The sequence below is a fragment of the Methylobacterium sp. PvP105 genome (assembly GCF_017876975.1).
GTDB classification, from domain to species: domain Bacteria; phylum Pseudomonadota; class Alphaproteobacteria; order Rhizobiales; family Beijerinckiaceae; genus Methylobacterium; species Methylobacterium radiotolerans.
The window spans coordinates 19,505-43,915 of record NZ_JAGIPA010000003.1 but is presented as its reverse complement, the minus strand read 5'-3'; the positions used below and the strand labels follow the sequence as shown (position 1 = coordinate 43,915).

Annotated in this window: 20 protein-coding genes and 6 pseudogenes; 15 read left to right on the top strand and 11 right to left on the bottom strand. The window is 65.0% G+C overall.

Annotation, left to right across the window (positions count from 1 at the left end):
* The 3 genes from mobF to J3A75_RS32575 form a co-directional block, all read left to right on the top strand.
* The coding region (gene mobF, locus J3A75_RS32585) for a MobF family relaxase (RefSeq protein ID WP_245372215.1) at positions 1-3,309 on the top strand (3,309 nt) is incomplete at its 5' end.
* A gap of 256 nt (positions 3,310-3,565) precedes the next feature.
* Positions 3,566-4,408, top strand: coding sequence for an outer membrane protein (locus tag J3A75_RS32580; RefSeq protein ID WP_209651016.1), 843 nt, complete (start codon positions 3,566-3,568; stop codon positions 4,406-4,408).
* Positions 4,409-4,751: 343 nt separating this feature from the next.
* On the top strand, positions 4,752-4,946 hold the full coding sequence (locus tag J3A75_RS32575) for a hypothetical protein (RefSeq protein WP_209651015.1): 195 nt from the start codon (positions 4,752-4,754) through the stop codon (positions 4,944-4,946).
* On the opposite strand, the gene J3A75_RS32570 is transcribed toward J3A75_RS32575, so the two are convergent.
* Positions 4,943-6,037 (bottom strand): DNA methyltransferase, encoded by a 1,095-nt coding sequence (locus tag J3A75_RS32570; RefSeq protein ID WP_245365154.1) that lies wholly within the window; start codon positions 6,035-6,037, stop codon positions 4,943-4,945. The genes J3A75_RS32575 and J3A75_RS32570 overlap by 4 nt on opposite strands.
* Here J3A75_RS32570 and J3A75_RS32565 point away from each other — a divergent pair.
* A complete protein-coding gene (locus tag J3A75_RS32565; RefSeq protein ID WP_209651020.1) occupies positions 6,023-6,190 on the top strand; it encodes a hypothetical protein in 168 nt (55 codons plus the stop codon). The genes J3A75_RS32570 and J3A75_RS32565 overlap by 15 nt on opposite strands.
* Here the strand turns inward: J3A75_RS32565 and J3A75_RS32560 are convergent.
* A complete protein-coding gene (locus tag J3A75_RS32560; RefSeq protein WP_209651013.1) occupies positions 6,187-6,882 on the bottom strand; it encodes a hypothetical protein in 696 nt (231 codons plus the stop codon). The genes J3A75_RS32565 and J3A75_RS32560 overlap by 4 nt on opposite strands.
* A gap of 256 nt (positions 6,883-7,138) precedes the next feature.
* Between J3A75_RS32560 and J3A75_RS32555 the strand changes: the two genes are divergently transcribed.
* From J3A75_RS32555 to J3A75_RS32545, 3 genes and pseudogenes are all read left to right on the top strand, one after another.
* Positions 7,139-7,396, top strand: a complete 258-nt coding sequence (locus J3A75_RS32555; protein ID WP_209651012.1) for a type II toxin-antitoxin system Phd/YefM family antitoxin — start codon at positions 7,139-7,141, stop codon at positions 7,394-7,396.
* 151 nt (positions 7,397-7,547) lie between these two features.
* On the top strand, positions 7,548-7,841 hold the full coding sequence (locus J3A75_RS32550; RefSeq protein WP_209651011.1) for a hypothetical protein: 294 nt from the start codon (positions 7,548-7,550) through the stop codon (positions 7,839-7,841).
* A 107-nt stretch (positions 7,842-7,948) separates the two neighbouring features.
* A pseudogene (locus J3A75_RS32545) lies at positions 7,949-8,284 on the top strand (recombinase family protein); the annotation flags it as partial.
* Between the two features lie 26 nt (positions 8,285-8,310).
* On the opposite strand, the gene J3A75_RS32540 reads toward J3A75_RS32545, so the two are convergent.
* Positions 8,311-9,456 (bottom strand): hypothetical protein, encoded by a 1,146-nt coding sequence (locus tag J3A75_RS32540; protein ID WP_209651009.1) that lies wholly within the window; start codon positions 9,454-9,456, stop codon positions 8,311-8,313.
* On the bottom strand, positions 9,453-10,700 hold the full coding sequence (locus J3A75_RS32535) for a hypothetical protein (RefSeq protein ID WP_209651019.1): 1,248 nt from the start codon (positions 10,698-10,700) through the stop codon (positions 9,453-9,455). The genes J3A75_RS32540 and J3A75_RS32535 overlap by 4 nt, the downstream gene beginning before the upstream one ends.
* Here J3A75_RS32535 and J3A75_RS32530 point away from each other — a divergent pair.
* Positions 10,679-11,727: pseudogene (locus tag J3A75_RS32530) on the top strand (IS3 family transposase); the annotation flags it as partial. The gene J3A75_RS32535 and the pseudogene J3A75_RS32530 overlap by 22 nt on opposite strands.
* Positions 11,728-11,747: 20 nt before the next feature.
* Here J3A75_RS32530 and J3A75_RS32525 read toward each other — a convergent pair.
* Complete coding sequence (locus J3A75_RS32525) at positions 11,748-12,968, bottom strand: IS256 family transposase (RefSeq protein WP_209651008.1); 1,221 nt, start codon at positions 12,966-12,968, stop codon at positions 11,748-11,750.
* Positions 12,969-13,027: 59 nt separating this feature from the next.
* Between J3A75_RS32525 and J3A75_RS32520 the strand changes: the two are divergent.
* From J3A75_RS32520 to J3A75_RS32510, 3 genes and pseudogenes are all read left to right on the top strand, one after another.
* Positions 13,028-13,147 (top strand): annotated as a pseudogene (locus tag J3A75_RS32520) (IS3 family transposase); the annotation flags it as partial.
* 76 nt (positions 13,148-13,223) lie between these two features.
* On the top strand, positions 13,224-14,402 hold the full coding sequence (locus tag J3A75_RS32515; protein ID WP_209651007.1) for a zinc-dependent alcohol dehydrogenase: 1,179 nt from the start codon (positions 13,224-13,226) through the stop codon (positions 14,400-14,402).
* Between the two features lie 137 nt (positions 14,403-14,539).
* On the top strand, positions 14,540-15,616 hold the full coding sequence (locus tag J3A75_RS32510; protein ID WP_209651006.1) for a patatin-like phospholipase family protein: 1,077 nt from the start codon (positions 14,540-14,542) through the stop codon (positions 15,614-15,616).
* Here the strand turns inward: J3A75_RS32510 and J3A75_RS32505 are convergent.
* Positions 15,592-16,346, bottom strand: a pseudogene (locus J3A75_RS32505) (DUF2252 family protein); the annotation flags it as partial. The gene J3A75_RS32510 and the pseudogene J3A75_RS32505 overlap by 25 nt on opposite strands.
* A 54-nt stretch (positions 16,347-16,400) precedes the next feature.
* Here J3A75_RS32505 and J3A75_RS32500 point away from each other — a divergent pair.
* Positions 16,401-17,416 (top strand): annotated as a pseudogene (locus J3A75_RS32500) (IS3 family transposase); the annotation flags it as partial.
* A gap of 60 nt (positions 17,417-17,476) precedes the next feature.
* Here J3A75_RS32500 and istB read toward each other — a convergent pair.
* Both istB and istA read right to left on the bottom strand, forming a co-directional pair.
* Positions 17,477-18,340, bottom strand: coding sequence for an IS21-like element helper ATPase IstB (gene istB, locus J3A75_RS32495; protein WP_209651005.1), 864 nt, complete (start codon positions 18,338-18,340; stop codon positions 17,477-17,479).
* Positions 18,337-19,596 carry an IS21 family transposase gene (istA, locus tag J3A75_RS32490; protein ID WP_209651004.1) on the bottom strand — a complete coding sequence of 420 codons (1,260 nt, stop codon included), beginning with the start codon at positions 19,594-19,596 and terminating at the stop codon, positions 18,337-18,339. Before istA ends, istB begins: the two co-directional genes overlap by 4 nt.
* Before the next feature lie 154 nt (positions 19,597-19,750).
* On the opposite strand from istA, the pseudogene J3A75_RS32485 reads away from it, so the two are divergent.
* Positions 19,751-19,879 (top strand): annotated as a pseudogene (locus tag J3A75_RS32485) (integrase core domain-containing protein); the annotation flags it as partial.
* Between the two features lie 397 nt (positions 19,880-20,276).
* On the opposite strand, the gene J3A75_RS32480 reads toward J3A75_RS32485, so the two are convergent.
* The 3 genes from J3A75_RS32480 to J3A75_RS32470 all read right to left on the bottom strand — a co-directional run bounded on the left by J3A75_RS32480 (position 20,277) and on the right by J3A75_RS32470 (position 22,370).
* Positions 20,277-20,726 (bottom strand): hypothetical protein, encoded by a 450-nt coding sequence (locus tag J3A75_RS32480; protein WP_209651003.1) that lies wholly within the window; start codon positions 20,724-20,726, stop codon positions 20,277-20,279.
* A gap of 142 nt (positions 20,727-20,868) precedes the next feature.
* On the bottom strand, positions 20,869-21,450 hold the full coding sequence (locus J3A75_RS32475) for a recombinase family protein (RefSeq protein WP_209651018.1): 582 nt from the start codon (positions 21,448-21,450) through the stop codon (positions 20,869-20,871).
* Between the two features lie 356 nt (positions 21,451-21,806).
* Positions 21,807-22,370, bottom strand: coding sequence for a TetR/AcrR family transcriptional regulator (locus J3A75_RS32470; protein ID WP_209651002.1), 564 nt, complete (start codon positions 22,368-22,370; stop codon positions 21,807-21,809).
* 513 nt (positions 22,371-22,883) lie between these two features.
* Here J3A75_RS32470 and J3A75_RS32465 point away from each other — a divergent pair.
* Together J3A75_RS32465 and J3A75_RS32460 are read left to right on the top strand one after the other, a co-directional pair.
* The gene (locus J3A75_RS32465; protein WP_209651001.1) at positions 22,884-23,111 is read left to right on the top strand and encodes a ferredoxin; all 228 of its coding nucleotides are present in this window, start codon (positions 22,884-22,886) and stop codon (positions 23,109-23,111) included.
* Complete coding sequence (locus J3A75_RS32460; protein WP_209651000.1) at positions 23,108-24,394, top strand: NAD(P)/FAD-dependent oxidoreductase; 1,287 nt, start codon at positions 23,108-23,110, stop codon at positions 24,392-24,394. The genes J3A75_RS32465 and J3A75_RS32460 overlap by 4 nt, the downstream gene beginning before the upstream one ends.
* The last annotated feature ends 17 nt before the right edge of the window (positions 24,395-24,411 follow it).

Below are 24,411 nucleotides of genomic sequence, written 5' to 3'. Positions count from 1 at the left end.
GGCGGCGCACGGGACCGGAGGGCGGTGCGCCGGGCGCTGGACTACGCGCATGCGGCCGGGCTGATCGTGACCCGGACCGGGGCGCAGGGCCGAGAGCGGGCGCCGGCCGCAGGGGTGAGCGCGGCTTTGTACCGGCACTTCACCTCGCGGGCGCAGGACCCGCAGCTGCACAGCCACGCGGTGCTGCTCAACCTGTGCGTCCGGGCCGACGGCTCGACCGGGGGCCTCGACAACCGCGCGATCTTGAAGAACGCCGGCGGGATCGCGGCTTTGTACCGGAGCGAGCTGGCCAGCACCCTGCGGGCGGAGCTGGGCTACGAGGCGGTGCGGGCCGGGCGCAACTTCGAGATCGCCGGGGTGGCCGAGTCGGTGCTGGAGCTGTTCTCCAAGCGACGCGCGGCGATCGAGGCGGCTGCACGGGAGCGGGGGTTCGACACCGCCGAGGACCGGGTCGCGGCCCAGGCCGCCGCCCACGGCACGCGGGGGCGCAAGGACCGGGAGACGCCGCTGGCCACCCTGGAGGCGGATTGGGAGCGCCAGCTGATCCAGGCCGGCTGGGCGCGCAGGGCGCTGTTCGAAGGGGTGCGGATCGCGGCGGACGGGATCCGCGCGGCACGGACGGGCTCGGCGGCGCGGCGGGTGCAGACCTTGGCCGAGGCCGGCCTCGCCGAGGCGCTGGCGATGCAGGCGGTGGTCGAAGAGCGCGCGCTCGTGCGCCGTGTCGCGGAGGCGCTGCAATGCGAAGCCGGGGCCGACGCCGTCCTGGAAGAGGTAGAGCGGCTGCGCCGGGACGGCGGCGTGGTCGCGGTCGGGCGCACAGCCGAGGGCGAGGCGGTGTACGCGAGCCCTGAGATGATCGCGGCGGAGCGGGGGATGCTCCACCGTGCCTACGCCCGGCAGGACGAGCGCGACTTCGTTCCCCAGGAGGTCGTGGCGCGGGTGCTGGCGGAGCGGCCGAGCCTGCGCGCGGAGCAGCGGGCGGCAGTGCGGCATGCGCTGAACCGCGACGGGGTCAGCGTGGTCGAGGGCAGCGCCGGCTCGGGCAAGTCGTTTGCCATGGCCAGCGTCGCCGACGCCGTGCGCGCCAGCGGCGGCGAGGTCTGGGTGATCGCGCCATCGTGGAAGGCGGTGGGCGTGATCCAGACCGACACGGCGACCGCCGAGGCGATGGCGCGGGCGGTGACCGGGTTCCTCAACCGGATCGACAAGGGCGAGATCGCGCTGGGGCCGCGGACGACCGTGATCGCCGACGAGGCCGGGATGATCGGCACGCGCGATCTCGCGGCGCTGGTCGAGGCCACGGGCGCGGCTGGGGCGAAGCTGGTGCTGAGCGGCGACACGCGCCAGCTCGCGCCCGTGGTGGCGGGCGCGCCGATGCGGCTGCTGGTCCGGGCGCTGGGCGCAAGCCGGATGGACGAGATCCAGCGGCAGCGCGGGCGCAGCGAGGCGGAGGGAGCCTGGATGCGGGCGGCGAGCGTCGACTTCGCCGCGGGCCGGACCGCGAGCGCGCTGGAGGCGTACGACCGTGGCGGCGCGATCACCTGGGGGGCGGACCGCGAGGCTACGATCGCCGCCCTGGTCGACGCTTACGCCGAGAGCCGCCACGACCCCGAAGGGGCGCAGCGGACGCGGGCGGTGCTGACCGGCTGGAACAAGGACGTGCGCGCGCTCAACGCGCGGATCCGGGATCGGCTGAAGCACGACGGGCTGCTGCCGGAGGATGAGGACGTCGAGATCGCCGCGATCCCGCGCGGGGGCAGCCGGGCCGAGGCGCTGGCGCTGGCGGTCGGCGACGAGGTGATTTTTGGGGAGACCGTCGAGGTCGAGGGCCAGACGATCCGCAACGCCGACCTCGCCCGGATCGAGGCGCTCTCGGGTGATCCAGCTGATCCGGTGCTGACGCTGCGGCTCTTGAAGAACGGGGCGCGGCTGAGCGCCCGGGCGAGCGCGTTGGTCGGGCACCGTGATCCGGACGAGCCGCAGGTGCCGCGGCTGCAGCACAGCTACGCCCTGACCACGCACGCGGCCCAGGGCGTCACCGTGGACGAGGCGTTCGTGGCCGACCTGCGCGGCACAGGGGCGGAGGCGACCTACGTGGCGATGACCCGGCATCGGCGCAGCGCGCAGCTCTTCGTCGACACGGACCGGATCCGGGAGCGGCTGGAGTCGGCGCGCTCCGGCGTTCGGGCGGAGGAGCGCGGCCTGCCGGGCAGCCGCGGCGGCGCGCACTCGGGGCTCGCCCCGATCGGCCACAGCGAGATCCGGCAGAGCTTCCTGGCGGAGAGCGCGAGCAGCGGCGGCAAGGCGAATGTCGCCGACTACGCCGGGACCGACCTGCGCGGCTGGTGTGGCGCGCCAGTCCGGTCGCGCGACGTCCCGGTGCCGCCCGGCGGCAGGATGGGCCTGGAGCGCGCGGGGGCGTGGAGGACGACCATCGCCGGGATCACCCCAGCCCCCGAGCGCGAGCCGTCGCCGGCCACCCAGGCGCTGAGGCAGCGCATGGACGCGCGCCTGCATGCGACCGCGACCTATCCGGTGCCGCGTCCGGACGTGCCGGATCAGGCGACACCGCTCGAACTCGAAGATCGCAAGCTTCAGAACCGGGTCGGGCGGTTCGCCGCGGTCTTGTGGCAGGGGCTGAGGCGCCAAGCCTGGAGCGCGGCGGCCGCGTTGCAGGGGCAGCTCCCGCGGCTGCTGGAGCGCCTCTCCAGCGACGTGCTGATCGACCCACAGGGCCGAGCTTTGTTCGCCCGCCGGGATCCGCTCGGCCGCATCGACGGGATCGAGCGGTTCGAGGCGGATTGGCCCGGGACCGAGACGCTGGCGCCCGCAGGTCCGCCGGGCCTGATCCAGCTGGGCGACAGACGCGCTCCTGACAGGATCTACGTGGCCAGGACCGCGAGGACGGCGCTGGGCTTGTATCAGCGGGATGGGCTGCCCGATCGTGCTCTGCTCTGCGGCATAGGGGATGAAGCCGAAGAGACCGACAGCGCGCTCGCTGGCCTCATCGCCCGGCATCCGGGGGCGACCGTGCAGGTCGCGATCGACGCACGGGATGATGAGGCGGAGGCCGAGGCGTTCGAGACGCGCGTGCGCGCGGCTCTGCGCAAGGGGCGGACGCGCGAGGCTCGTGCGACGGTGCGGCGTTCCGTACCCGTGGAGCTGAGCTTCGGTGAAGGTCACGTCGTGTCGGCTGAACCTCTCTCTAAGGAAAAAGGTCGCCCCCGACGCGGCGAGCGGACAGGACAGGATCGTGGGAGGGAGGGGATCCCTTCGGCGCGATCGGCCCACCGATCTCGGGGCCGCTAGGACCTGAGGAAGATCCAGGCAGCCTCTCGGTCACAGTTGCGGACCAACGTGGCAGAAAAGTGCAATCAAACCTGTGCTTAGATGTTGTGGCGATCGGCCAGGTACATCGCGATGTATTCCGGTAGTCTAGCGCATATTAACAGACGGGTTACTGTGCCGACCGGCGGCATTAGGCGGCAGTGTGTCCATAAAGCTACAGCCATTTCGTCCACGGGCCGGTAGCCTTACCGTCAGATTGAAATCTGGACCTTACGTAATGACCAAGCTCCTGGCCTCGCTGACCGCCTTCACCGCCTTCACCGCCTTGACCGCCGCCGCTTCGGCCGCCGACCTGCCGCGCCGCGCTGCTCCGCCGCCGGTGTTCACCCCCGTCCCGGTCTTCACCTGGACCGGCGCGTACTTCGGTATCAACGCCGGCTACGCCTTCGACGCCAGCAGCCGCTCCAACGGCTCGGTGTTCGGCGTTCCCGCCCCCTACGCCGCCCTCGGCACCACCGCCACCTTCCGCGATCGCAGCCAGGACGGCTTCTCGGGCGGCGCCCAGATCGGCTACAATTGGCAGCTGACCCCGGGCTCGGGCGTGGTGTTCGGCATCGAGGCCGACGCCCAGTACCTCGACTTCGGCCGCAACCGGAACAACGCCTTCATCTCCGGCGCCGTCGCCCCGGGCTACTACGTGACCGACCCGCGCGGCCTGTCGAGCCTCGACTACTTCGGCACCGTGCGCGGCCGCCTGGGCTACGCCTTCGACCGCACCCTCGTGTACGCCACCGGCGGCTTCGCCTACGGCTCGGGCAGCGCTGACCGCTCGTTCGGCGGCTACGCCGGCAACGACAGCTTCCGCACCGGCTACGCGGTCGGCGGCGGCGTCGAGTTCGCCCTGCCCACCGAGTCGTTCCTGAACTTCTTCCGCTCCTCGGCGGTGACGTTCAAGATCGAAGGCCTGTACGTGAACCTGGAGCGCGGCAACCGCAACCAGGGCGCCCTGGTCGTCAACGCCGCCAACCTCGTCCCGGTCGCCTACAGCGCCATCGGTCGCCGCGACGACGAGTTCGCCGTCGTCCGCGCCGGCCTGAACTACAAGTTCGGCTCGTACTAAGAGCCTGTCGCGCAGCTCCCGGTCTCTGTCCCGGGAGCTGCGGCGGCGGGCGAGGGGTAGCTGGTCCTCCTCATCGCTCTCCGCCGTCGAAGAGCAGCCATCCGGTTGACCTTCGCATCCCCAGCCCGATCAAACTGGCCGCGAGGCCAGCGACACCCTGGGAGCACCCGCTCTTGGGGTGTTTCTCGTTTGAGAGTTTGGTCCGGGTGCCGGCCGGCTGCGCTTTTGAAGAAGCTGCAGCTGAGGGCACCCTGGGGATTTTGCTTCGAACGCCCGCCGCGGAGCGCGCCTTGCTCTGCAGGACTCAGGCTGCAACATGTGCGGAGCTGATGCGGAGGTTTCGATGGGCAAGGGAAGGACGGGCAGCAACGCCTACAAGGCGGTGCAACAGAAGATCGCCGCGGGTATGGACATCGTGACCCGGATCGACGGCAACGCGGCGCCGACGAAAGCAGAGCTCCGGGCCTCTATCCCGCCCTATGACCCGTCCATGATCAAGAAGGTTGAGACCGGGAAGAAGACAATCAAGAAGGGCTAGAAGCCGACGAACGCGTCCTGCACCGAGATACCGGCGAGGCGCGGGATCGCCTTCGAGGCCAGAGCCACGTAGCGGGCGTCGAGCTCCGTCCCGATGCTCGGATATCCGACGGCGCAGGCCGCCGCGAGCGTGGAGCCGGACCCCGCGAACGGGTCGAGCACGATGCCCTCGCCAAGCGGCAGGGAAGCCCGAACGATCTGTCTGAGGACGGCCTGCGGCTTCAGCGACGGATGCGGTGCGATCCTGCGCTCTGATGCCGGCGTGGGCCCCGACTTGATTACATCGCCGAATGGTCGCTCCGCGGAGGGACGGCGAAAGCCGCCGGTCCCCCACTTGCGCAGGTTGTCCTGCACCCGGCCCTCCAGCGGGTTCCGCAGGACGACCCACGGCTCCCACATCGAGCGCGGCATCACCGAGACGCCCGCGAACTCCTCATGGGCGTTTTTCGGTCGGTCGCCGCCGCGCATCGTCATAACGAGCCGCGCGATGTAGCCTCTGAGCTCCAGGCCGCCCTCGGCCATGGCCGCGGCGACGATGTGCGCGAGCAGCGGGTTCGAGGCGACGACGACGTTCGCGCCCGGCACGGTCGCGCGGGCAAGCTGGACGGCCAGCTTCTTGAAGAACGTATGGAGCTCCGCGCGGTCGTCGTGGTCGAGAACCGTGAAGCGCGGAAGCGGCGCTCGCTGATGTCCATCGAAGGATGGCGGGATACGCCAGACGCCGCCGCGGCCGGCGTGCAGCTTTTCCTGTTCCTTGGCCGTGTACTCGACAAGTCCATACGGCGGGTCCGTCACGACGGCATGGATGGAGCGCTCGGGCTGGCGCGCCAACCACGAGAAACAATCCGCGTGGTAGAGCTTGGTCAGATTGTCGACGAAGACGGGGGCCGGCTCGGGGTCCTCGCTCTCTGCCGTCTTGACCTTCGTCTTCGAAGCGGCGGCCACCTTTGTTGACCGGAGCTTGTACCGACCGCGTCCGGTTCGCTCGAAGTGCTTGCCCGGACCCGTGTTGAGATTGAGATAGGATCGCACGGAGGAGCGGGGCACCTCGGCGCTTAGCTTCCGGTTCACCGCAGCATGGATCTCGTCCATGCTGGCGTCGGCGCCAAGCAGCTTGAGATGTTCGAGGATTGCGTCTCTAACAGCTCCGGGGGCGAGCATGGCTTTGAACTCGGTGACCTGATCTGCGGAGAACGCAACGAAAGACGTCTGGACGTCAATCGAAATCTCGGCCAGCCGAGTTAAGATTTTGTTGATGAGGCTTTCACCGTTGGCGGTTTGAGGCCTTCCGGTTGCGCGCCCTTCTTCGCCACCTTCTTGGGCGCAGCGGACACGGCTCTATAGACCCAACCCTCGCGCAGCTTCGCGACGCCGGCCGCATGCAGGGTCGCGGTTCGGGTCCCGAGGGTACCGCGGGCGTTCGACCTGAAGTCGCCTTCCTCGACCTGCGCCAAGTACACCTCGGTGAACCGCATCGGTTCCCGCGCGCTCGCTGGCTCAGTCTCGTTGTCGACCTCGTAGACGAACACGCACATCCACTGTGCCCGGGCGCCGTGCGTGTCGACAGCGCCACCTGGCTTGCGCGTGCTCTTGATCTCGATCCCGTGCTCTCCGGAGGGCACGGCGTCGTTCTTGTACTGGCCCCGCATGACGAGATCGGGATGGCCGTTAAAATGCCGGTTCTCGACGAGGGACCGGGAGAACTTGGCCAGCGAGGCGGTGATCATGTCGGAGATCATCCCGCTCAAGGCAGCTGGCCGCATCATGTCGTCCAGGCGGTGTAGGCCCTTCGACGAGAGGAGCTCGTTCACGTCAGAGAAGAAGTCATAGACGTCCTGCATCGCGACCTCGAAGTCGCTGACGCGCAAGGCGAACGGGAGGGACGTGGCCTTCGGATTGAATGCGGCCTTGTCGACCGTCGCCTTCTTGGCTGGCACTGATTCGCCTCCACAGATTGCAGAGACGATATCAACCCGCAGTACGCAAGGGATCCCCGCCCCAGCCTGTCGCGATGAACGATCGGTGCTCGGCCGAGAGGCCCGGTCACACAAACGGAAAGGCCCGCCGAAGCGGGCCTCTAGTCCAAGCGGGTAGATCGTCAGGCGCACTGGATCAGCACCTGAAGCGCGGCCTTGACAAGACCCCACAAAACATGTATTTTGCGCATTCTTAGGAATTCCAACGAGATCCAGATTGGCCAAATTCGAGCCTGTGAGAGTGTCCTCCGCCGATGTTGTGCGGCAGTTCTCTCTTTATGCCGACATGGCTCTAACGAGCCCTGTTATTGTAAGTAAGCACGGTCGTGATCGGAACGTCATTTTGTCGTTTGAAGAATACAATCGCCTAACTAAGCGCGACCTTATTTCACTAAAGTCTGAAGATACGCCTCAAGAATTCATTGATGATCTAGAGAGCTTCATTTCAGAAAAGAATATTGGAGAGAAGAAATGAATGTTAACCGCGCGGAGAAACTATGTTGCCAGTCCCAAGTCGTGGCCTGATTGCTCGCCACTGTTACCTTTTTCATCAAGATCAGGAGGACGGACACGAGGTTTCTGACGACCCTCACCCAGTCGTCATCGTGTCAGTCCAATCAAGCCGGGTGCTCGCCCTGGTGATTACCCACTCACCGCCGCAGTCCGATGCCGCCGCCGTGGAGATCCCGGCGGAGGTGAAGGCGGCGTCTGGCCTCGACGAGCATCGCCAGTGGGTCGTCGTGAACGAGGCGAACCTTTTCACGTGGCCGGGTCCCGATCTGCGGACGATCTCGGGAAGCAATCCACCGTCAGCGGTCTATGGCACTATGCCGACCGACTTCCTGCGGGAGGTCGCCAGCGCCTACATGGCATGTCGGAGAGGGGACCCGACCGACGCCAAGACGGTCGAGCGGGCGTGAGCGACCGACCCGCGCCAGCTGCCGTCATCATCCCCTACTACCAGTCCGCCGCCTAGCGCTGCCGCAAAGCAGAAGGGTGCGACGGCCGTCTCGCAGCTCGCGGGGCGGCCGACTTGTTGACGATCGCGCGTGATCTGCGCGCTGCCGGCGTCGGGTTACATTCGCTCACCGAGCCAATCCTCGACACGACAAACGAGATGGCCGACGTCATTCTGGCTGTCCTCGGCCTCGCCGCGAAGCTGGAGCATAAGCGGCTGCGTGAGCGTACCACGGCCGTCCGCGCCAAGGCGAAGGCGGATGGAGTAAGGTTCGGGCCCAATCCCAAACTGACTCCACACCAGCAGCGGGAGGCGATCCGGCGCAGGGATATCGATGGTGAGTCACCAGCCAGCATTGGCCGGAGCTTCAACTTCAACCGTCAGACAATTTCGCGGGAGAAATAGCTTTTTGACAGATTGGACGGTCTCAATTAATCAGAAAAAAGATTTCGTTCTTTGTTTTGATCTTCAGCGATAAGCTCCCTGACATCGTCAGATGTTTTAGAGCTGCTCTTGAAGTCCCACGATTTTGCGAAACGCTCCCTGTCCACGTGCGAATAATCTAGAAGTGCTCCCAGCATAGACTTGGTTTGGGTGCTCAAGTGATCGAAGTTCGGCAAATTTGCTTTATAAGCAGTCATTTCCAGTTCACGACCAACAAAGAATAATTGGTCAGCTTTCAACAACCTGACGCATTGATCAGCAACGATTTCTGCGGGTATGCGATCCAGCTCTTTCTTAAGTGCTGCCTCGACGGCCGCTGCTGTTGCCCTGCCTCCAGGAGCATATCTTTCCACCAGTCCCAAGGCGAGTCTGAGGGTTTGATGTCTGTCCTCATTGCTCAACGCGCCCAAGCGAACTGCTCCTAATATGAGCTCTCGCTTCTCCTCGATTGTGCGGAAAGCTGCTCCAACGCTCACATAATCTAGGCTTTCGCATGCGATGGCTGCCGCTAGGTAAGCGAGTCTACCCGCCGCACGAGCAGCAGACGAGTCTGGGTGGTAACTGACCGCCAGCCTAGCCAGGCGAGCGAACCCTTCCAGAGAGCGAACAGTCGATGGTGCGCCAAATCCTTCAGAAAGAGAAGAAAGGATATCAATCCTCGCTTCAGAAAGCTCCTTATTTCTGAATTCCTTATCTACAGATTGCAATTCTCTGATCATATCTTCGTCGCTTATGCCGTCTACATAAACGATCGACGGACTATTATGAATCCTCTGAATGTCTGTTCCGTCGATAAGTTGAAGGCTTAGTTTGTCAGCTACTGACCTAAGATTTCTTCTCTTGTCAGTGGTCGCTACATAAGCAGCATCGACATTCAGCGCTTCTGCCAGCCCTTTCGTCCAGAACAGGCGCTCGACGGCTTTTGGTCGTTGCTTGTATTTAATATCGCAGATTTGCACGCGACGAGACGTTCCGGTGGGCCTTTCATACAGCCATAAATCCACATCTGTAAGATCTTCGTCTGCAAAGCGGAATGGAACGCCGCGGATCACAAAAAATCCCGCACGTAGAAAATAGGCGCGCAAAACTTCTTCTAAGACTGCGCCCTTTGGCAGTGTCGACTGATCACTCATCTCAGAGTCCGCCCGCCTCGCACAGCTTCCAGGACGTCCTGGGTTGTTTTTTTACTCATCGCTGATTGTCTACGTCGAACCGAGCTCCGGGTCTCCTCAGGGCCGATATACCCTGACATAGGCGCGCTAACCAAGCTGGTTAGTGACTCTTCATAAGCGTTGCCTTGTGTAAGTACCTGTAGGGCCAATTGGCCAATTTCAGTTTTAACAAGCCTCATATAATAGCGATCTGGGTAGGATATATCGGCACGAAGCTTGATAACCCGGTTTACCTCCAGCACTCGATAATCCTGTCCAATCGCTGTCGCCGGTCCGATTTCTCGACCACTAATTAATTTGCCGAGAAGCGCCGGCAGCATACTGATACGTCCTTGAGATGCTGATCGTGATTTCATTCCGTAGGTAAGAGCTGCAACGAGAGATTTAGCCATATCAAAGCAATCATCGATCATTGGATCGACAAATTTATGAAATGCGGATGGAGCCGTCACATAAACGTGGTTGCCCTTTTCATTTGTTACTTGATTTAGGTCATAAACGCCCGCAGCAATGAGTTTTTCGAATAGAGGCTTAGTAAGTACGCGTTCAACATGTTTGACTGTTAGGCAGCCGACGATCGATAATTGGCCGCTAATTTCTGTCACAAGTTTCTGATCAGACTCAGTTAAGGAAGCCAATACCATTCGACTTTTGACGACGGAGTCGCGGCGGAACAGATTTCCGTTAAACAAAATTTTGTCGTCGCCCTCGCCCTCCTTGTCAACAAACCCAACTTCCTCGGCCCTACGCAGAAAATCGATAGTTTGAGCCTTCGTCAGTTCGTGTTCATCTCCAATTTGCTCGACTATATCTGATGACCTAACAGGGGCGGTGGAGGCTAGCTCGGCGAGTGTCAGGGAGGCATTCTCGTACTGAGTCGGTTCCGCATCCTGGAAAATGTCGGCTGCATGGCCAAGGGAGCCACGAGTTGTGATGCCGAGAACGGATACCTCATTCTCCGATTGCTCGATGAGACGCTTATCTTCTAAGACCTTGAGTAGGCCGTTGAGCTCGTGCCTCGGATTAAAACCCGATGCTACAGCAATTGCGCGGACTTCTGACTTTGGAATATCGACTTGATCTGCCTGACCGAGTTTGGTGAGCAAGGTAGAAGCCTTGACCTGACCGGCTGGCTTTGGACCGGGCTGATTGAGAGGATCAGCTTGGACCAGAGGAGTTGGGGATGAAGCGAGGACAGAGGCCAAGTGCGGAGCAGGTCGTGCTGATGTTGCGCCAGATCGAGGTGCAGACGGCCCAGGGAAAGAGCATCGCCGTTGCATGCAAGGAAGCGGATGTCTCAGAGCAGAGTTACTACCGCTGGCGTAAGGAGTACGGCGGCCTGAAGGTCGATCAAGCCAAGAAAATGAAGGATCTGGAGCGCGAGAACGCTCGATTGCGGCGGCTGGTAGCCGACCTGTCCTTGGAGAAACAAGTTCTGGCGGACGTCGCCTCGGGAAACTTGTAGCCCCCGAGCGACGCCGGCAGGCGGTCGACGGCATCCGGGAGAAGTACGGCTTCTCGGAGCGTCACGCCTGCCGGATCGTCGGCCAGCATCGGGGTACGCAGCGCTACGTGCCCACCGTGCCGGCCGACGAGGATGAGCTGACCCGCGCCATCATCGCCCTGGCGTCCGAGTACGGGCGCTATGGCTACCGCCGCGTCACCGCGCTGCTGCAGGCAGCCGGCTGGCAAGTGGGCAAGGACCGGGTTCAGCGCATCTGGCGTCGCGAGGGGCTCAAAGTCCCTAGCCGACAGAGGCCCCGCAGCCGCCTATGGCTGAACGACGGCTCATGCGTGCGGCTACGACCGCTCCACCGCAACCATGTGTGGAGCTTCGACTTCGTGCAGGCTCAGACCCACGACGGCCGAAGCCTACGCATCCTCACGCTGATCGACGAGCATAGCCGGGCGTGCCTGGCGCTGAAGGTGGCACGGCGTATCAACAGCGTCGGCGTGATCGAGGCGCTGGCCGATGCCATGTGCCTGCACGGCATCCCCGAGCACATCCGCTGCGATAATGGCCCTGAGATGATCTCAAAGGCGCTGCGCAAGTGGGTCGCCAAGACGGGGCCACAGATCCAGTACATCGCACCAGGATCGCCGTAGGAGAACGGGTACTGTGAGAGCTTCAACGGCAAACTTCGGGACGAGTGCCTACGCCAGGAAATCTTCTACTCGCTGAAGGAGGCGCAGATCGTCATCGGTCTATGGGGGACTGTCAGGAATTCCGTGTGCGGGCGGCGGGTTGAACATCAGGCTGCCATGGCCCGGGTGAAGCGCTCGCCGAAGATGACGGCGAACTGCGCCTTGGCCATGACCCACTCACGCGGGCCTACCTTCCACGCCTTCTCGGAGCGGTTCAAGACCAGGTAGAGCAGCTTCAGCGCGGCCTCGTCGGTCGGGAAGTGACCGCGGGCGCGTACAGCCCGACGCAGCGTGGCGTTCAGGGCCTCGATGGCGTTCGTGGTGTAGAGGATCCGCCGGACCTCGCCGGGGAAGCCGTAGAACGGGATCACCTCGCCCCAGGCTCGCCGCCAGCTCTGGGCGATGGCCGGGTACTTCCGGCCCCACTCGCCCGCCTCGAAGGCGGACAGCGCTGCCTCGCCGGCGGCCGCATCGAGCGCGCGGTAGATCTCCTTCAGCGCTCCCGCCACGAGCTTGCGGTCCTTGTAGGAGACGAAGTCGAGGCTGTGGCGCAGCAGGTGAACGATGCAGGTCTGGACCAGCGCCTCGGGGAACACCGCCCGGATCGCATCGGGGAAGCCCTTCAGGCCGTCGACCACGGCCAGCAGCACGTCCTCGACGCCGCGGTGCCTCAGCTCGTTCATGACCCGCAACCAGAACTTGGCGCCCTCGTTCTGCTCCAGCCACAGGCCGAGGATCTCCTTGGAGCCGTCGGCGCGCACGCCCAGCGCGATGTGGACGGCCTTGTTGCGGACCACGCCCTCATCACGCACCTTGATCCGCAGGGCGTCGAAGAACACGATCGGGTAGACCGGCTCCAGGGGCCGGGCCTGCCAGGCGGCGACCTCCTCCAGAACCGCGTCGGTCACCGCGCTGATCAGGTCGGGGGAGACCTCGATCCCGTAGAGCTCGCGCAGGTGGGAGACGATCTCCCGGGTGCTCATGCCGCGGGCGTACAGCGACACGATCTTGTCGTCGAAGCCGGGAAAGCGGCGCTGATAGCGAGCGATCAGTTGCGGGTCGAACGTCGCCTGCCGGTCGCGCGGGATCGCCAGCTCGATCCGGCCGGTCTCGGTCGTGACCGTCTTGCGACCGTAGCCGTTGCGCGTGTTGCCGGCGTCCTCGCCTGCCAGATGGTGGTCCATCTCGGCGTTGAGCGCCCGCTCGGCCAGGGCCTTCTTCAGCTCGTCCAGCAGGCCATCGGCCTCGAACGCCGTCTTCGGATCAGCCCCGGCCAGGAGCTGATCCAGGAGCGCGTCAGGGATACGGGGTGCTTTGCGTCGTGCCATCGGAAACCTCCGTCGGATCCACTATGGCCGCCCCCACACGAAATTCCTGACAGTCCCGTCTATGGCAAACCACGTACAACTGCATCCGACCGCATTCGTCGCTGGGCTATCGGCCGCCCGCGCCCGTCAGCTCCCCGGATCTGGCCTTCCGGCTACCCATGGCCGCTACCATGCAGTAATCTCGCAACTGGCCCGGTCCAAAATACCGGTCAGGTCACCCCGATAGCGAAACCCTACGAACGAAAGCGACCGATCATGAAAGCACTCACGTGGCAGAGCCGGGGCAAGATCACCTGCGAGACGGTGCCGGACCCCAAGATCGAGCACGGACGCGACGTCATCATCAAGGTCACCGCCTGCGCGATCTGCGGCTCCGACCTCCACCTGATGGGCGGGTTCATGCCGACGATGGAGTGCGGCGACGTCCTCGGCCACGAGACCATGGGCGAGGTCATCGAGGTCGGTCGGGACAACCACAAGCTCAAGGTCGGCGACCGCATCGTGGTGCCCTTCACCATCTGCTGCGGCGAGTGCCGCCAGTGCAAGTGGGGCAACTGGAGCTGCTGCGAGCGCACCAACCCGAACGGCAAGCTCCAGGCCGAGACCTACGGCTACCCCTTGGCCGGCCTGTTCGGCTTCTCGCACATCACCGGCGGCTTCGCCGGCGGGCAGGCCGAGTACCTGCGGGTGCCCTACGCCGACGTCGGACCCATCGTGGTGCCCGAGGGCCTCACCGACGAGCAGGTGCTCTTCCTCTCCGACATCTTCCCCACGGCCTACCAAGCCGCCGAACACTGTGACATCGGCCCGGAGGATACGGTGGCGATCTGGGGCTGCGGCCCGGTCGGCGTGCTCGCGGTCAAGTGCTGCCTGATGCTGGGCGCCAAGCGGGTCATATCCATCGACAGCGTCCCGGAGCGCCTCGCACTGGCCCGGGAGGCAGGGGCCGAGACCATCGACCTGTCCAAGGAGAACGTGCAGGACACGCTGATGGAGATGACCCATGGCCTCGGCCCGGACTCGGTCATTGAGGCGGTGGGTATGGAGTCCCACGGGGCCGACACCACCCTGCAGAAGGTGTCCTCCGCCATCATGGAGCACACCGTCAGCCTGGAGCGGCCCTTCGCCCTCAACCAGGCCATCCTGGCCTGCCGTCCGGGCGGAAACGTCTCGATGCCCGGCGTCTTCGTCGGTCCGGTCGGTCCCGTCGCCCTCGGCGTCCTGATGAACAAGGGCCTGACCCTGAAGACCGGTCAGACCCACATGGTGCGATACATGAAGCCGCTGATGGAGCGCATCCAGAACGGCGAGATCGATCCGTCCTTCATCATCAGCCACCGCTCCACGAACCTGGAGGATGGCCCGGCGCTGTACGACATGTTCCGGGACAAGAAGGACAACTGCACCAAGGTCGTGTTCAAGCCGCACGGCTGACGTCGGACCGTGCCGAACGGGTGAACGCCCGCCTGTATGGGGTGCGGCGGACGCCTGCCAGCCTCTCGTCGGGTCGGATGGCGCCGCGTGCTCCGTCCGATTACAGCGAGGGGATCCCTCAAGACGCGAAGGCAAGGATGCCGGACGACACACGCGACCTCGCCATGGTCTTCGCCGGCGGCAACGCCGTCGGCGCCTACCATGCCGGGACTTACGAGGCGCTGCACGACCACGGGCTCAGGCCCGACTGGGTCGTCGGCGCCTCCATCGGTGCGGTGACGGCCGCCATCGTGGCGGGCAACCCGCCCGAGGATAGGGTCGCCAAGCTCCGGACGTTCTGGGACGAGGCGACCCAGGCCACGGGCCCGAGCCCGACCGGGCTGCTCAAGCCGCGCCAAGTCTACAACGGGCTCCATGCCCTCCTGGCACTCACCTTGGGACGCCCCAGCATCTTCGGCCATCGGCTACCCGGCCTGTGGTCGGCCCTGCCGTGGGTGCCGAACGACGTGGCCCTGTTCGACAACCGGCCGCTTCTCCGGACCTTGGAGCGCCTCGTCGACTTCGAGCGGCTGAACCGAGGCGACACGCGCCTGACGGTGGGCTGCGTCGACATCGAGACCGGGGAAGAGGTCTACTTCGACACCGCCCGCCAGGAGGTCCGCCCCGAGCACATCCTCGCTAGCACGGCCATCCTGCCCGCCTTCCCGCCGGTGGAGGTGGACGGGCGTGTCCTGTGCGACGCGGGGTACACGAACAACCTGCCTCTCGACCCGCTCTTCGAAACCGAGCCGGGGCGCGACCTCCTCTGCATCGCCTCGGACCTGTTCTCCTTACGGGCGCCGCGCCCCGCCTCGCTCGACGCCGTGCTGGAGCGCGCCAACGACCTCATCTTTGCCAGCCCGCCGCGCCGGGCCATAGCGGGCCTGAGGCGCGAGTACGAGTTGCGGGAGCGGCTCGATCCAACGGGACCGACGGTGACGCTGCTCCACCTCGTCTACCAGGCTGGCGCCGACGAGCTCGCGGCCAAGAGCTTCGACTTCTCGCCCTCGTCCATCCGCGACCGCTGGGCCGCGGGCGGAAGGGACGCCATGCGGGGCCTTGGGCTACTGGCGCCCGGCAGACGCCCGAGCGGCCGCTTCGATTACCTCACCCTTCCCGACAGCCTCGTTGTCCCCGGGGACGCAGGGAATCACGCGGCTTCCGCGGTAGCGTGAAGTCGGCAGTGCTGGAGGTAACCGACCTCGTGCCGGCCGGCGAGCTCGACCACAGCCAGTTCGGAGCCTGCTCCCCGCCGTCGGTGCCCCGCAGGACATCCTGCCGCCAATTGGCACGGGTAGCCTCGTCCATTTGGCGCCCGTGCGCCTTACCCACGACATAGGCAAGGTAGTGCGCCGCCCGCACCGCCTCTTCGCGGGTGAACTGATCGACGTCGAGCTTGAGGTCCTGCGGCGCGAGCTCGCGCATGACGACCGGCTTGCCCAGCAGGCGCAATGGCAGCATTCGCTCGCCCAGGTTCGGCGAGAGCGCCCGCGCCCCGGCCACCACGCGCTCGGCCGGATCGGCCGGCATCTCGGCGCCGGGGGCTGCCGGCGCGGCCGGCTCGACCGCCTCCTTCAGGTCGACGAGCGCAAGGCGCCGCTTGCCGCAATCCTCAATCCGCACCAGCGCGGCGTAGCGCAGGAAGCCCAGCGAGGAGCAGCCCTTCATCCAGTAGGCCGCGTCGATCAAGCGGAGGTCGGCGTTCTCGCCGCGCCCGGTCAGCGACAGCACTAGGCCGCGCACCCGCTCCTCCTCGAACAGGTCGTTCAGGGCGGCGCGTTCCTCTTCGTTGAGTGCCCAGAACTTGCGACCCAGCGGGATGGTGGGCTCGACGTCCTTCAGGCGCTCGCGGGCGAGGTGCTTCCAATGCCGGCCCAATGCACGATGGCGGACTGACCTGACCGGCTGGCTTTGGACCGGGCTGATTGAGAGGATCAGCTTGGACCAGAGGAGTTGGGGATGAAGCGAGGACAGAGGCCAAGTGCGGAGCAGGTCGTGCTGATGTTGCGCCAGATCGAGGTGCAGACGGCCCAGGGAAAGAGCATCGCCGTTGCATGCAAGGAAGCGGATGTCTCAGAGCAGAGTTACTACCGCTGGCGTAAGGAGTACGGCGGCCTGAAGGTCGATCAAGCCAAGAAAATGAAGGATCTGGAGCGCGAGAACGCTCGATTGCGGCGGCTGGTAGCCGACCTGTCCTTGGAGAAACAAGTTCTGGCGGACGTCGCCTCGGGAAACTTGTAGCCCCCGAGCGACGCCGGCAGGCGGTCGACGGCATCCGGGAGAAGTACGGCTTCTCGGAGCGTCACGCCTGCCGGATCGTCGGCCAGCATCGGGGTACGCAGCGCTACGTGCCCACCGTGCCGGCCGACGAGGATGAGCTGACCCGCGCCATCATCGCCCTGGCGTCCGAGTACGGGCGCTATGGCTACCGCCGCGTCACCGCGCTGCTGCAGGCAGCCGGCTGGCAAGTGGGCAAGGACCGGGTTCAGCGCATCTGGCGTCGCGAGGGGCTCAAAGTCCCTAGCCGACAGAGGCCCCGCAGCCGCCTATGGCTGAACGACGGCTCATGCGTGCGGCTACGACCGCTCCACCGCAACCATGTGTGGAGCTTCGACTTCGTGCAGGCTCAGACCCACGACGGCCGAAGCCTACGCATCCTCACGCTGATCGACGAGCATAGCCGGGCGTGCCTGGCGCTGAAGGTGGCACGGCGTATCAACAGCGTCGGCGTGATCGAGGCGCTGGCCGATGCCATGTGCCTGCACGGCATCCCCGAGCACATCCGCTGCGATAATGGCCCTGAGATGATCTCAAAGGCGCTGCGCAAGTGGGTCGCCAAGACGGGGCCACAGATCCAGTACATCGCACCAGGATCGCCGTAGGAGAACGGGTACTGTGAGAGCTTCAACGGCAAACTTCGGGACGAGTGCCTACGCCAGGAAATCTTCTACTCGCTGAAGGAGGCGCAGATCGTCTGTCAACGCCGAGTGCATCGTCCTCAGATCCGCCGAAGCAAAAGTCCCCACTCCCGTGGGTCAGGCCGCATTGGGGTCGGGCTCGTGACGCATTGGCGGACGACCGCGGCGCTTGGGGGCCGGCGGCGGCGTGATCGTCGCCTTCGAGCGCACGTGCTCGGGCACCAGGTCGGCGTGCTGGCGCAGCCGATAGCTTGCCCCCTCGATCTGTACGACGACCGCGTGATGCAGCAGGCGGTCGAGGAGCGCGGTGGCCACGACCGGATCGCCGAACACCTCGCCCCATTCCGCAAAGCCGCGGTTCGAGGTCAGAATCATCGCGCCCCGCTCGTAGCGCGCGTTGACAAGTTGGAAGAACAGGTTGCCCCCACCCGGTACCACCGGCAGATAGCCGATCTCGTCCACGATCAGGAGGGCGAAGGCCGCGAGGAAGCGGATGCGCTCGCGCAACGTACCCTCTCGCTCCGCCTTGGCCAGGGAAGCGATGATGTCGGCCAGCGTCGCAAAGTAGACCCCGCGCCCTGCCTTGATCGCCTCCACGCCCAAGGCCACAGCGAGGTGGCTCTTGCCCGTGCCGGGTGGACCGAGCAGGTGGACGGCCTCGCGCCGGTCGATGAAGTCCAGGCCTGCCAGCGCCAGGACGCGGTTGCGGTCCAGCGAGGGTTGGAAGGCGAAGTCGAAGCTGGCCAACGTCTTCACCGTCGTGATCCGCGCCGTCATCAGCGCCATCTTCACCCGCCGCGTCTGGCGCAGCGTCAGTTCCTCGGTCAGGAGCACGTCGATGGCCTCGACCGCGCCGATCTGACCCTGCTCGATCTGGCGCAGGGTCTGGTCGAGCACCTCCAATGCCCGAGCCATCTTGAGCCCGACGAGGTTGCGCCGGATGCTCTCCAGCGTCGCGGCAGGATCCAGCCGCCCCGTCATGGCCGGCCTCCCTCGGCCAAGCGGCGGCCGACGGCGGCGTAGACCTCCAACGAGCGCCGCGCGACGTGCTCGCCGGTGCGGCCGATCACGATGGGGCCGTCGCGTCCCGCTGCGGTGCGGCGCGTCAGTTCCGGCCGGCGGCGATGCCCGGGCGCGACCAGGATCTGCCGACGCCCCTCGACGACGGTGTGCGCCGCCACCAAACGGCCTGCGTCGAAGATCTGGATCTCGTCGGCGAACTGGTGGACCTCGACGACACGCCGTGTCCGGTCGGGCACGCTGTAGAGGTTGCCGCCGACGCTCACGAGGCCATCGTGGGTGACGCGCCGCTCCAGACGCAGCACGGCCCGGAACGGCACGACCGGCAGCGGCTGCAGGCTGGGCCGCTCTTCGGCGAAGGCTTCCGAGACGATGCGCAGCGTCGTGCCGTGCAGGCGCACGTTGGCGACGGTGGCGAGCCAATCGCCAAGCTGGACGTTCAGGTCCTCGAGATTGCGGAAGCTACGGGCGAGGAAGAAGTCCTCGCGCACGTAGCGGAACGGCCGCTCCACCTTTCCTTTGGTCTTCGCCCGGTAGGGCCGGCAGGCGCGCGGCAGGAAGCCATAGTGGGCGGCCAGCGCCACGAGCGAGCGGTTGTAGACGATGTTGCCGTCCTCGCTCTCGCCGGTCACCGCGGTCTTCATGCGGTCGTAGAGGATCTCCAGCGGCACGCCGCCCAGGGCCGTAAAGGCGGCGATGTGGCAGCGCAGGACCGTCTGCAGATCCTGGTGCAGGACGAAGCGCGCCCAGACGTGGCGGGAGTGGCCCAGCACCATCGAGAACAGCCAGACGATGCGCGTCACGCCCGGCTCGTCCGCAAACGAGACGACGAAGCGGGCGAAGTCGGCCTGGGCCTGCTGGCCGGGCGGGGTCTCGAAGCGGACCTCGAACGGCGCGGGCACCGCCGGGCGTATCCCGCGCAGGTAGTCGGTGACAGCGGTGTAGCCGCCCGCGTAGCCGCGCTCCTTGAGCTCGCGCCAGAGACGCGAGCCGGTCAGTGCGGGATAGGCGGCGACGCGCTCGCGCAGGTAGGCGGTGAAGGGGTCGAGGCGACGTTCGCGGGGCGGGCGTGGTGTGTAGGCCGGGGGTTCGAGGCCGCGGGCGATGTACCGACGTACCGTCTTGCGGTCGAGGCTGAGCTGGCGAGCGATGGCCGTGACGGACAGGCCCTGGCGGTGCAGGTCCAGGATCATGACGAGTTCTCCGAGCTGGATCACCGCCGACACTCCTCGTGCGCTCACGAGGTTCGATCATCGGCGAGGTGACGACGCCCGGCTGCCCAGATCAGCGCCTCCGACCCTGCGGACGCGCGCAGAACTGGGGATTTTTCAGTCGGCGCCTTCGTCCATCATTCACCCGGCGTCGACAATCGTCATCGGTCTATGGCAAACCACGTACAACTGCATCCGACCGCATTCGTCGCTGGGCTATCGGCCGCCCGCGCCCGTCAGCTCCCCGGATCTGGCCTTCCGGCTACCCATGGCCGCTACCATGCAGTAATCTCGCAACTGGCCCGGTCCAAAATACCGGTCAGGTCAGCCTTGGCTGCTTCATCTAACGCGGGAAATTCTGCGGGACCATTAGCATCGAGCACTAACTTGCGGCCGTGATGAATTACCCAGGCGCCAGTTGTTTCTTTAGTTGTAGAACTCGACATTGGTCACCACCGACCTACAGCGACGAGTGAAAAAGAGAGGACTTTATGCGGACGTGATACTATTGCCAACGGCAGTCACACGTGGCGATCTAACGATACAACTTCAAGTCACCTGCTACACTCTTGATTGCCTGTTTGCAAATCGAAGCGACCGTTTCGGAGTGCTACAGGGCGCTGGCTAGGAAGCACATGTGCATACCCACGGCTGAAAGCTGCACACCCCAGCCATGGCTGTCCCGCTCACATGAATAGGTCGAGCTGCCCCACGGCGGTTCGGACACGTCGCCTGGGACCACGATGCGCAAGCGGCATGGCCGGTGCATCCGGCAGCGCATGCCCGGGCTTGCCGTAGAGAACGGCGCCTACGATCTGGCAGTGGGCACCCTGGTGGAACACGTTTGCCGTGTGCGGCCCGGCACGTAGGATCTCCTGTACCAACGGCTCACTCACGCTCATGTCCGACAAGGCCGCGAGCAGACAGGCGAGCCCCGCTACTTGAACGTCAAACGACTGGAACTCCGCGGCGCGCTGCCGCCAGATCTGTCGCACGGCGCCGACGCTGGTGTTTGGAAATGGGTTGGGCGCGGGCTCAGTCGCCGCATCGGCGATAAATGCCGCGATCAGGTTCCGCTCGGCGATGTGCGTAGCCGTGAGCAGGGCGTCAGTGAGCTGAGGGCGGTTGATCGTCATGAAGCTTCGATGATCTCGGACCGGACGGTGAGCGACAGCCCCGCGAGGCCAGCGGAGGCACGTATCGGGATACGTGGTCCGTCGTTACATCCGTTGTGCCGGGACCGGCAGAACGCCGGAGCCACACGTGTCATGCGCGGGTTCACGGCTTGACCGCGATGCTGTTGGCGCGAGCGCGGGGGAAGTAGCTGTAGAAGGTGTCGCGATTGACGCCCATACGCTTGGCGATCTCTGCCACGCTGATCGTGCCGGCTGCGAGCATGGCCCGGGCCGCCTCCAGGTCGGCTTCGCTGAGCTTCTTTGGCCGGCCACCCTTGCGACCCCGAGCGAGCGCTGCCTTCAGGCCTTCCATGGTGCGTTCGCGATTGAGGTCGAGGAAGTACTCGGCCATGGCACCGTGCATCTGCAGGGCAAAGCGGCCGTGTGCGGTGGCGCTGTCGAACTGCTCGGTGAGGGAGCGGAAGTGGACCTCCTTCACCCGCAGGCCGTCGATGGTGCGCATCATCTCGATGAGGGAGCGACCGAGGCGATCGAGCTTCCAGACCACGAGCACGTCCTCGGGGCGCAGGAAAGCCAGCGCTGCCTCAAAGGCTGGTCGCTTGGTGCCGGCCTTTCCGGACTTCTTCTCCTCGAACAGGCGCTCGCAGCCGACGCGGGTCAGGGCGTCGCGCTGGAGGTCGAGGTTCTGATCCTGAGTCGAGACGCGGGCATATCCAACGAGCATGTCGGGACAGTGCCAAAAGAGCGTTTCTCCGGCAATAGAAAAGCCGACACGTTTCTCCGACAAAAGCGAGGCCGTTTGGAGCGGCTCGGTGGCCCCTCTTCGTTAGCGTCGGGAAAACGATCGTTTTCCTTACATCGCTGACCGCACCACCTATCGTTGGGTTCCTATAGTGTAAGCAATGTGGGACAGCGCAGCTGGAACTCAGCCTTGCCGGTCCGGTCACGGAGAGAAACCTAACTGTTGTTCCACTATATTTGCGCTCTCAGCGAAATATTGCTTACAGCTGCACCTGATATACATCGAATATGAAGGCATAGATCTGAAGAAGGATTTTTTCCAATGATTAATGGTCAAGATTATTTATTTTTACACCAAGACAGAAACATTTGAACACCTTCTTTCACCTGAGACTCGATCTCGCTAGAAGAAGGGCACTCACCTAGAAGCATCCGCTCTCGGATCTGGCCTGTTGTTACGGATACAAACAACTGAACAGCGGTCGTGACATCTTTGATCACAAGCACACGTCGAGCGACTTGATCGGTGAGGTACGCCGTCACGACCTCACGGAACGCGTCGGTGCTTTCTCGATAAAGCGTCACGAGGTGGGGGAAGCGTCCGGCTTCCGTGATGACAAGCCTGTAGAGTCCGAACTCGCGCTCCGATGTCCAATGGTAGGCGGTGGTCAAGGCGAAGGTCGTCAGACCTTGCTCGGGGCTAACTGAGCCATCCGTCAGCTCCTGGGCCAATCCCTCGCGCGAGGCTTCCGTCAAGTGAACCACTACTGCCAGCAGCAACTCGTCCTTTGTGGCGTAGCGCGCGTAGATCGTCTTGGGTGAAACTCCTGCGGTGCGGGCTATACGTGCGATGTTTGCCCCCTCATAGCCGTATGTCAGAAACTCGGCAGTGACGATGTCCATCAGCCGATCTTGACGTGCCTGGATCGTCGCCGCGCGTGGGCGTCCGGGGCTGAGCGAACGCTTCCTTGATGCCGACGGCGACGCCTCTTTCTGGCTTGTCGTCATTGCATACCTCCCCGGGACAGCCCTACTTGAAAAGGAACTTATTATTTCCTTTATGGTTCTTGGACGGGGCGCATCCAGAGAGCCGCATCATGTCGCGTTTGACCATTCCAGTCCTATTCCTCGTGGTCGGTAGCAGTCTCCAAGGCGCTGCCGCCGAGACAAGTATCACGGAAGCGACCGTGGCGTGTCGTAGCGACGTCCTGCGCCTGTGCGCAGAGGACGTGCCTAACCGTCCGGCGATCATCGCCTGCATGCATCAACACCGCGAGCAGTTGAGTGCCCGGTGCGGTGCCGTGTTCGATGAGGGGACGAGCGCGCCATCCTCCCCCGGGAGGTCGCACGACTAACGCTCCGCGTCAGCCAGTGACTGCCGCTTCCGGCGTTTCCCTCTTCGACGGAGTGTTATCCATGAAGGTCGTCGTCGACCTCAACCGCTGCCAAGCTTACGCGCAGTGCATCTACGCCGCTCCCGACCACTTCGCCCTGCATGGTGCAGAAGCGTTGGTTTACGACATGGCGCCGGACGAAGCCGCCCGAGCCGAGATTGAGCGCGCGGTGCAGGCCTGCCCGGTGCGCGCCATCACTGCGACGAGCGACGTTCCGTCTCCCACGCTGCAGAGAGCGGGCGACCGATGACGGCGCCCACCGAAGCTCCTCGCCAAATCGTCATCGTCGGCGCCTCGCTCGCCGGCCTGTCCGCGGCGCACGCACTGCGCGATGTGGGCTACAGAGGCAGGATCATCCTGATCGGTGACGAGCACGAGCCGCCTTACGATCGTCCGCCGCTGTCGAAGCAGGTGCTCCGCGGCCTGTACGGCGCGGACACCTCCCTGCCGCAACGGGCCGATCTGGACGCCACGTTCCGCCTCGGGGTCGGTGCATTGGGGCTCGATACGCTCGCACATCGTATCTACCTCTCGGACGGCACGCAGATCGTATACGACCGGCTGCTCATCGCGACCGGGACTCGGGCACGCCCGTGGCCGAACGGCGCCGAAGCAGCTTCCTCGAACGTGTACACGCTCCGCGGCCACGCGGACGCCGAGCAGCTCGCGCGCGGCCTCGCCGGGAAACCGCGCCGCGTGCTCATCATCGGTGGCGGCTTTATCGGCTGCGAGATCGCGTCGTGCTGCCGCGATCTCGGCCTCGACGTGACCCTGGCGGTGCGCGGTGCGCTCCCGTTGGCTCATGCCCTAGGTTCCGTCACGGCCGCTTTCATGCGGGACGTGATCCGCGACCGCGGCGTGGACCTCCGCTTGGAGACGGAAGTCGCGCGATTTCAAGCCGACTCGGATAGCCGGGTCGTCGCGGTCATCCTGCGCACCGGCCAACGGATCGAGGCAGATTGCGTCGTCGCTGCCCTCGGCGCCCTGCGCAACACCGAGTGGCTGGCCGGTGCGGGCTTGGCGGTTTCGCCCAAAGGCGTCCGGGTGGACACCCACTGCCGCGTTCTCACCGCCACTCGGGCAGTTGTGCCGGATGTCTTCGCGGCCGGCGATATCGCTCACTGGCCGAGCGCCATCTACGGCAGCCGCCACCTCGCCGTCGAGCATTGGGGCAACGCGGTCGCTCAAGCGGAGACGGCAGCCCGGAACATGGTCGCTGGGGAAGCGGGGCTAGTCCCCTACGATCACCTGCCGGACTTCTGGTCGCAGCAGTTCGGCCTCAACATCAAACTCGTCGGCCTGCCGACCGGGGCCGACCAATTCGCGGTCGTGCAGGGTTCGTTGCGGGATCGCCGGTTCATCGGTGTGTACGGCGCGCAGGGGCGAACCGTGGCCGCTATCTCCGTAGACAGCGCCCGCTGGCTGCCCGCCTACCGGGCGGCGGTGGCGGAGGCGACGCCTTTCCCACCGATCGTCGGCGCCCTCGACCAAGCCGACATCCGGCCTCAACCGCTGGCCCAGACTGTGTCCTGACCGCATCCCGCACCACC

Bases quoted from the DNA above. Each gene is read 5' to 3' on its own strand.
- J3A75_RS32510 (WP_209651006.1), top strand. From the start codon at position 14,540: ATGCCGGACGACACACGCGACCTCGCCATGGTCTTCGCCGGCGGCAAC.
- J3A75_RS32525 (WP_209651008.1), bottom strand. From the start codon at position 12,968: ATGGCACGACGCAAAGCACCCCGTATCCCTGACGCGCTCCTGGATCAG.
- J3A75_RS32570 (WP_245365154.1), bottom strand. From the start codon at position 6,037: ATGGACGAGATCCATGCTGCGGTGAACCGGAAGCTAAGCGCCGAGGTG.
- J3A75_RS32460 (WP_209651000.1), top strand. From the start codon at position 23,108: ATGACGGCGCCCACCGAAGCTCCTCGCCAAATCGTCATCGTCGGCGCC.
- J3A75_RS32540 (WP_209651009.1), bottom strand. From the start codon at position 9,456: ATGAGTGATCAGTCGACACTGCCAAAGGGCGCAGTCTTAGAAGAAGTT.
- J3A75_RS32565 (WP_209651020.1), top strand. From the start codon at position 6,023: ATGGATCTCGTCCATGCTGGCGTCGGCGCCAAGCAGCTTGAGATGTTC.
- J3A75_RS32470 (WP_209651002.1), bottom strand. From the start codon at position 22,370: ATGGACATCGTCACTGCCGAGTTTCTGACATACGGCTATGAGGGGGCA.
- J3A75_RS32480 (WP_209651003.1), bottom strand. From the start codon at position 20,726: ATGACGATCAACCGCCCTCAGCTCACTGACGCCCTGCTCACGGCTACG.
- J3A75_RS32475 (WP_209651018.1), bottom strand. From the start codon at position 21,450: ATGCTCGTTGGATATGCCCGCGTCTCGACTCAGGATCAGAACCTCGAC.
- J3A75_RS32575 (WP_209651015.1), top strand. From the start codon at position 4,752: ATGGGCAAGGGAAGGACGGGCAGCAACGCCTACAAGGCGGTGCAACAG.
- J3A75_RS32515 (WP_209651007.1), top strand. From the start codon at position 13,224: ATGAAAGCACTCACGTGGCAGAGCCGGGGCAAGATCACCTGCGAGACG.
- istB (WP_209651005.1), bottom strand. From the start codon at position 18,340: ATGACGGGGCGGCTGGATCCTGCCGCGACGCTGGAGAGCATCCGGCGC.
- J3A75_RS32465 (WP_209651001.1), top strand. From the start codon at position 22,884: ATGAAGGTCGTCGTCGACCTCAACCGCTGCCAAGCTTACGCGCAGTGC.
- J3A75_RS32580 (WP_209651016.1), top strand. From the start codon at position 3,566: ATGACCAAGCTCCTGGCCTCGCTGACCGCCTTCACCGCCTTCACCGCC.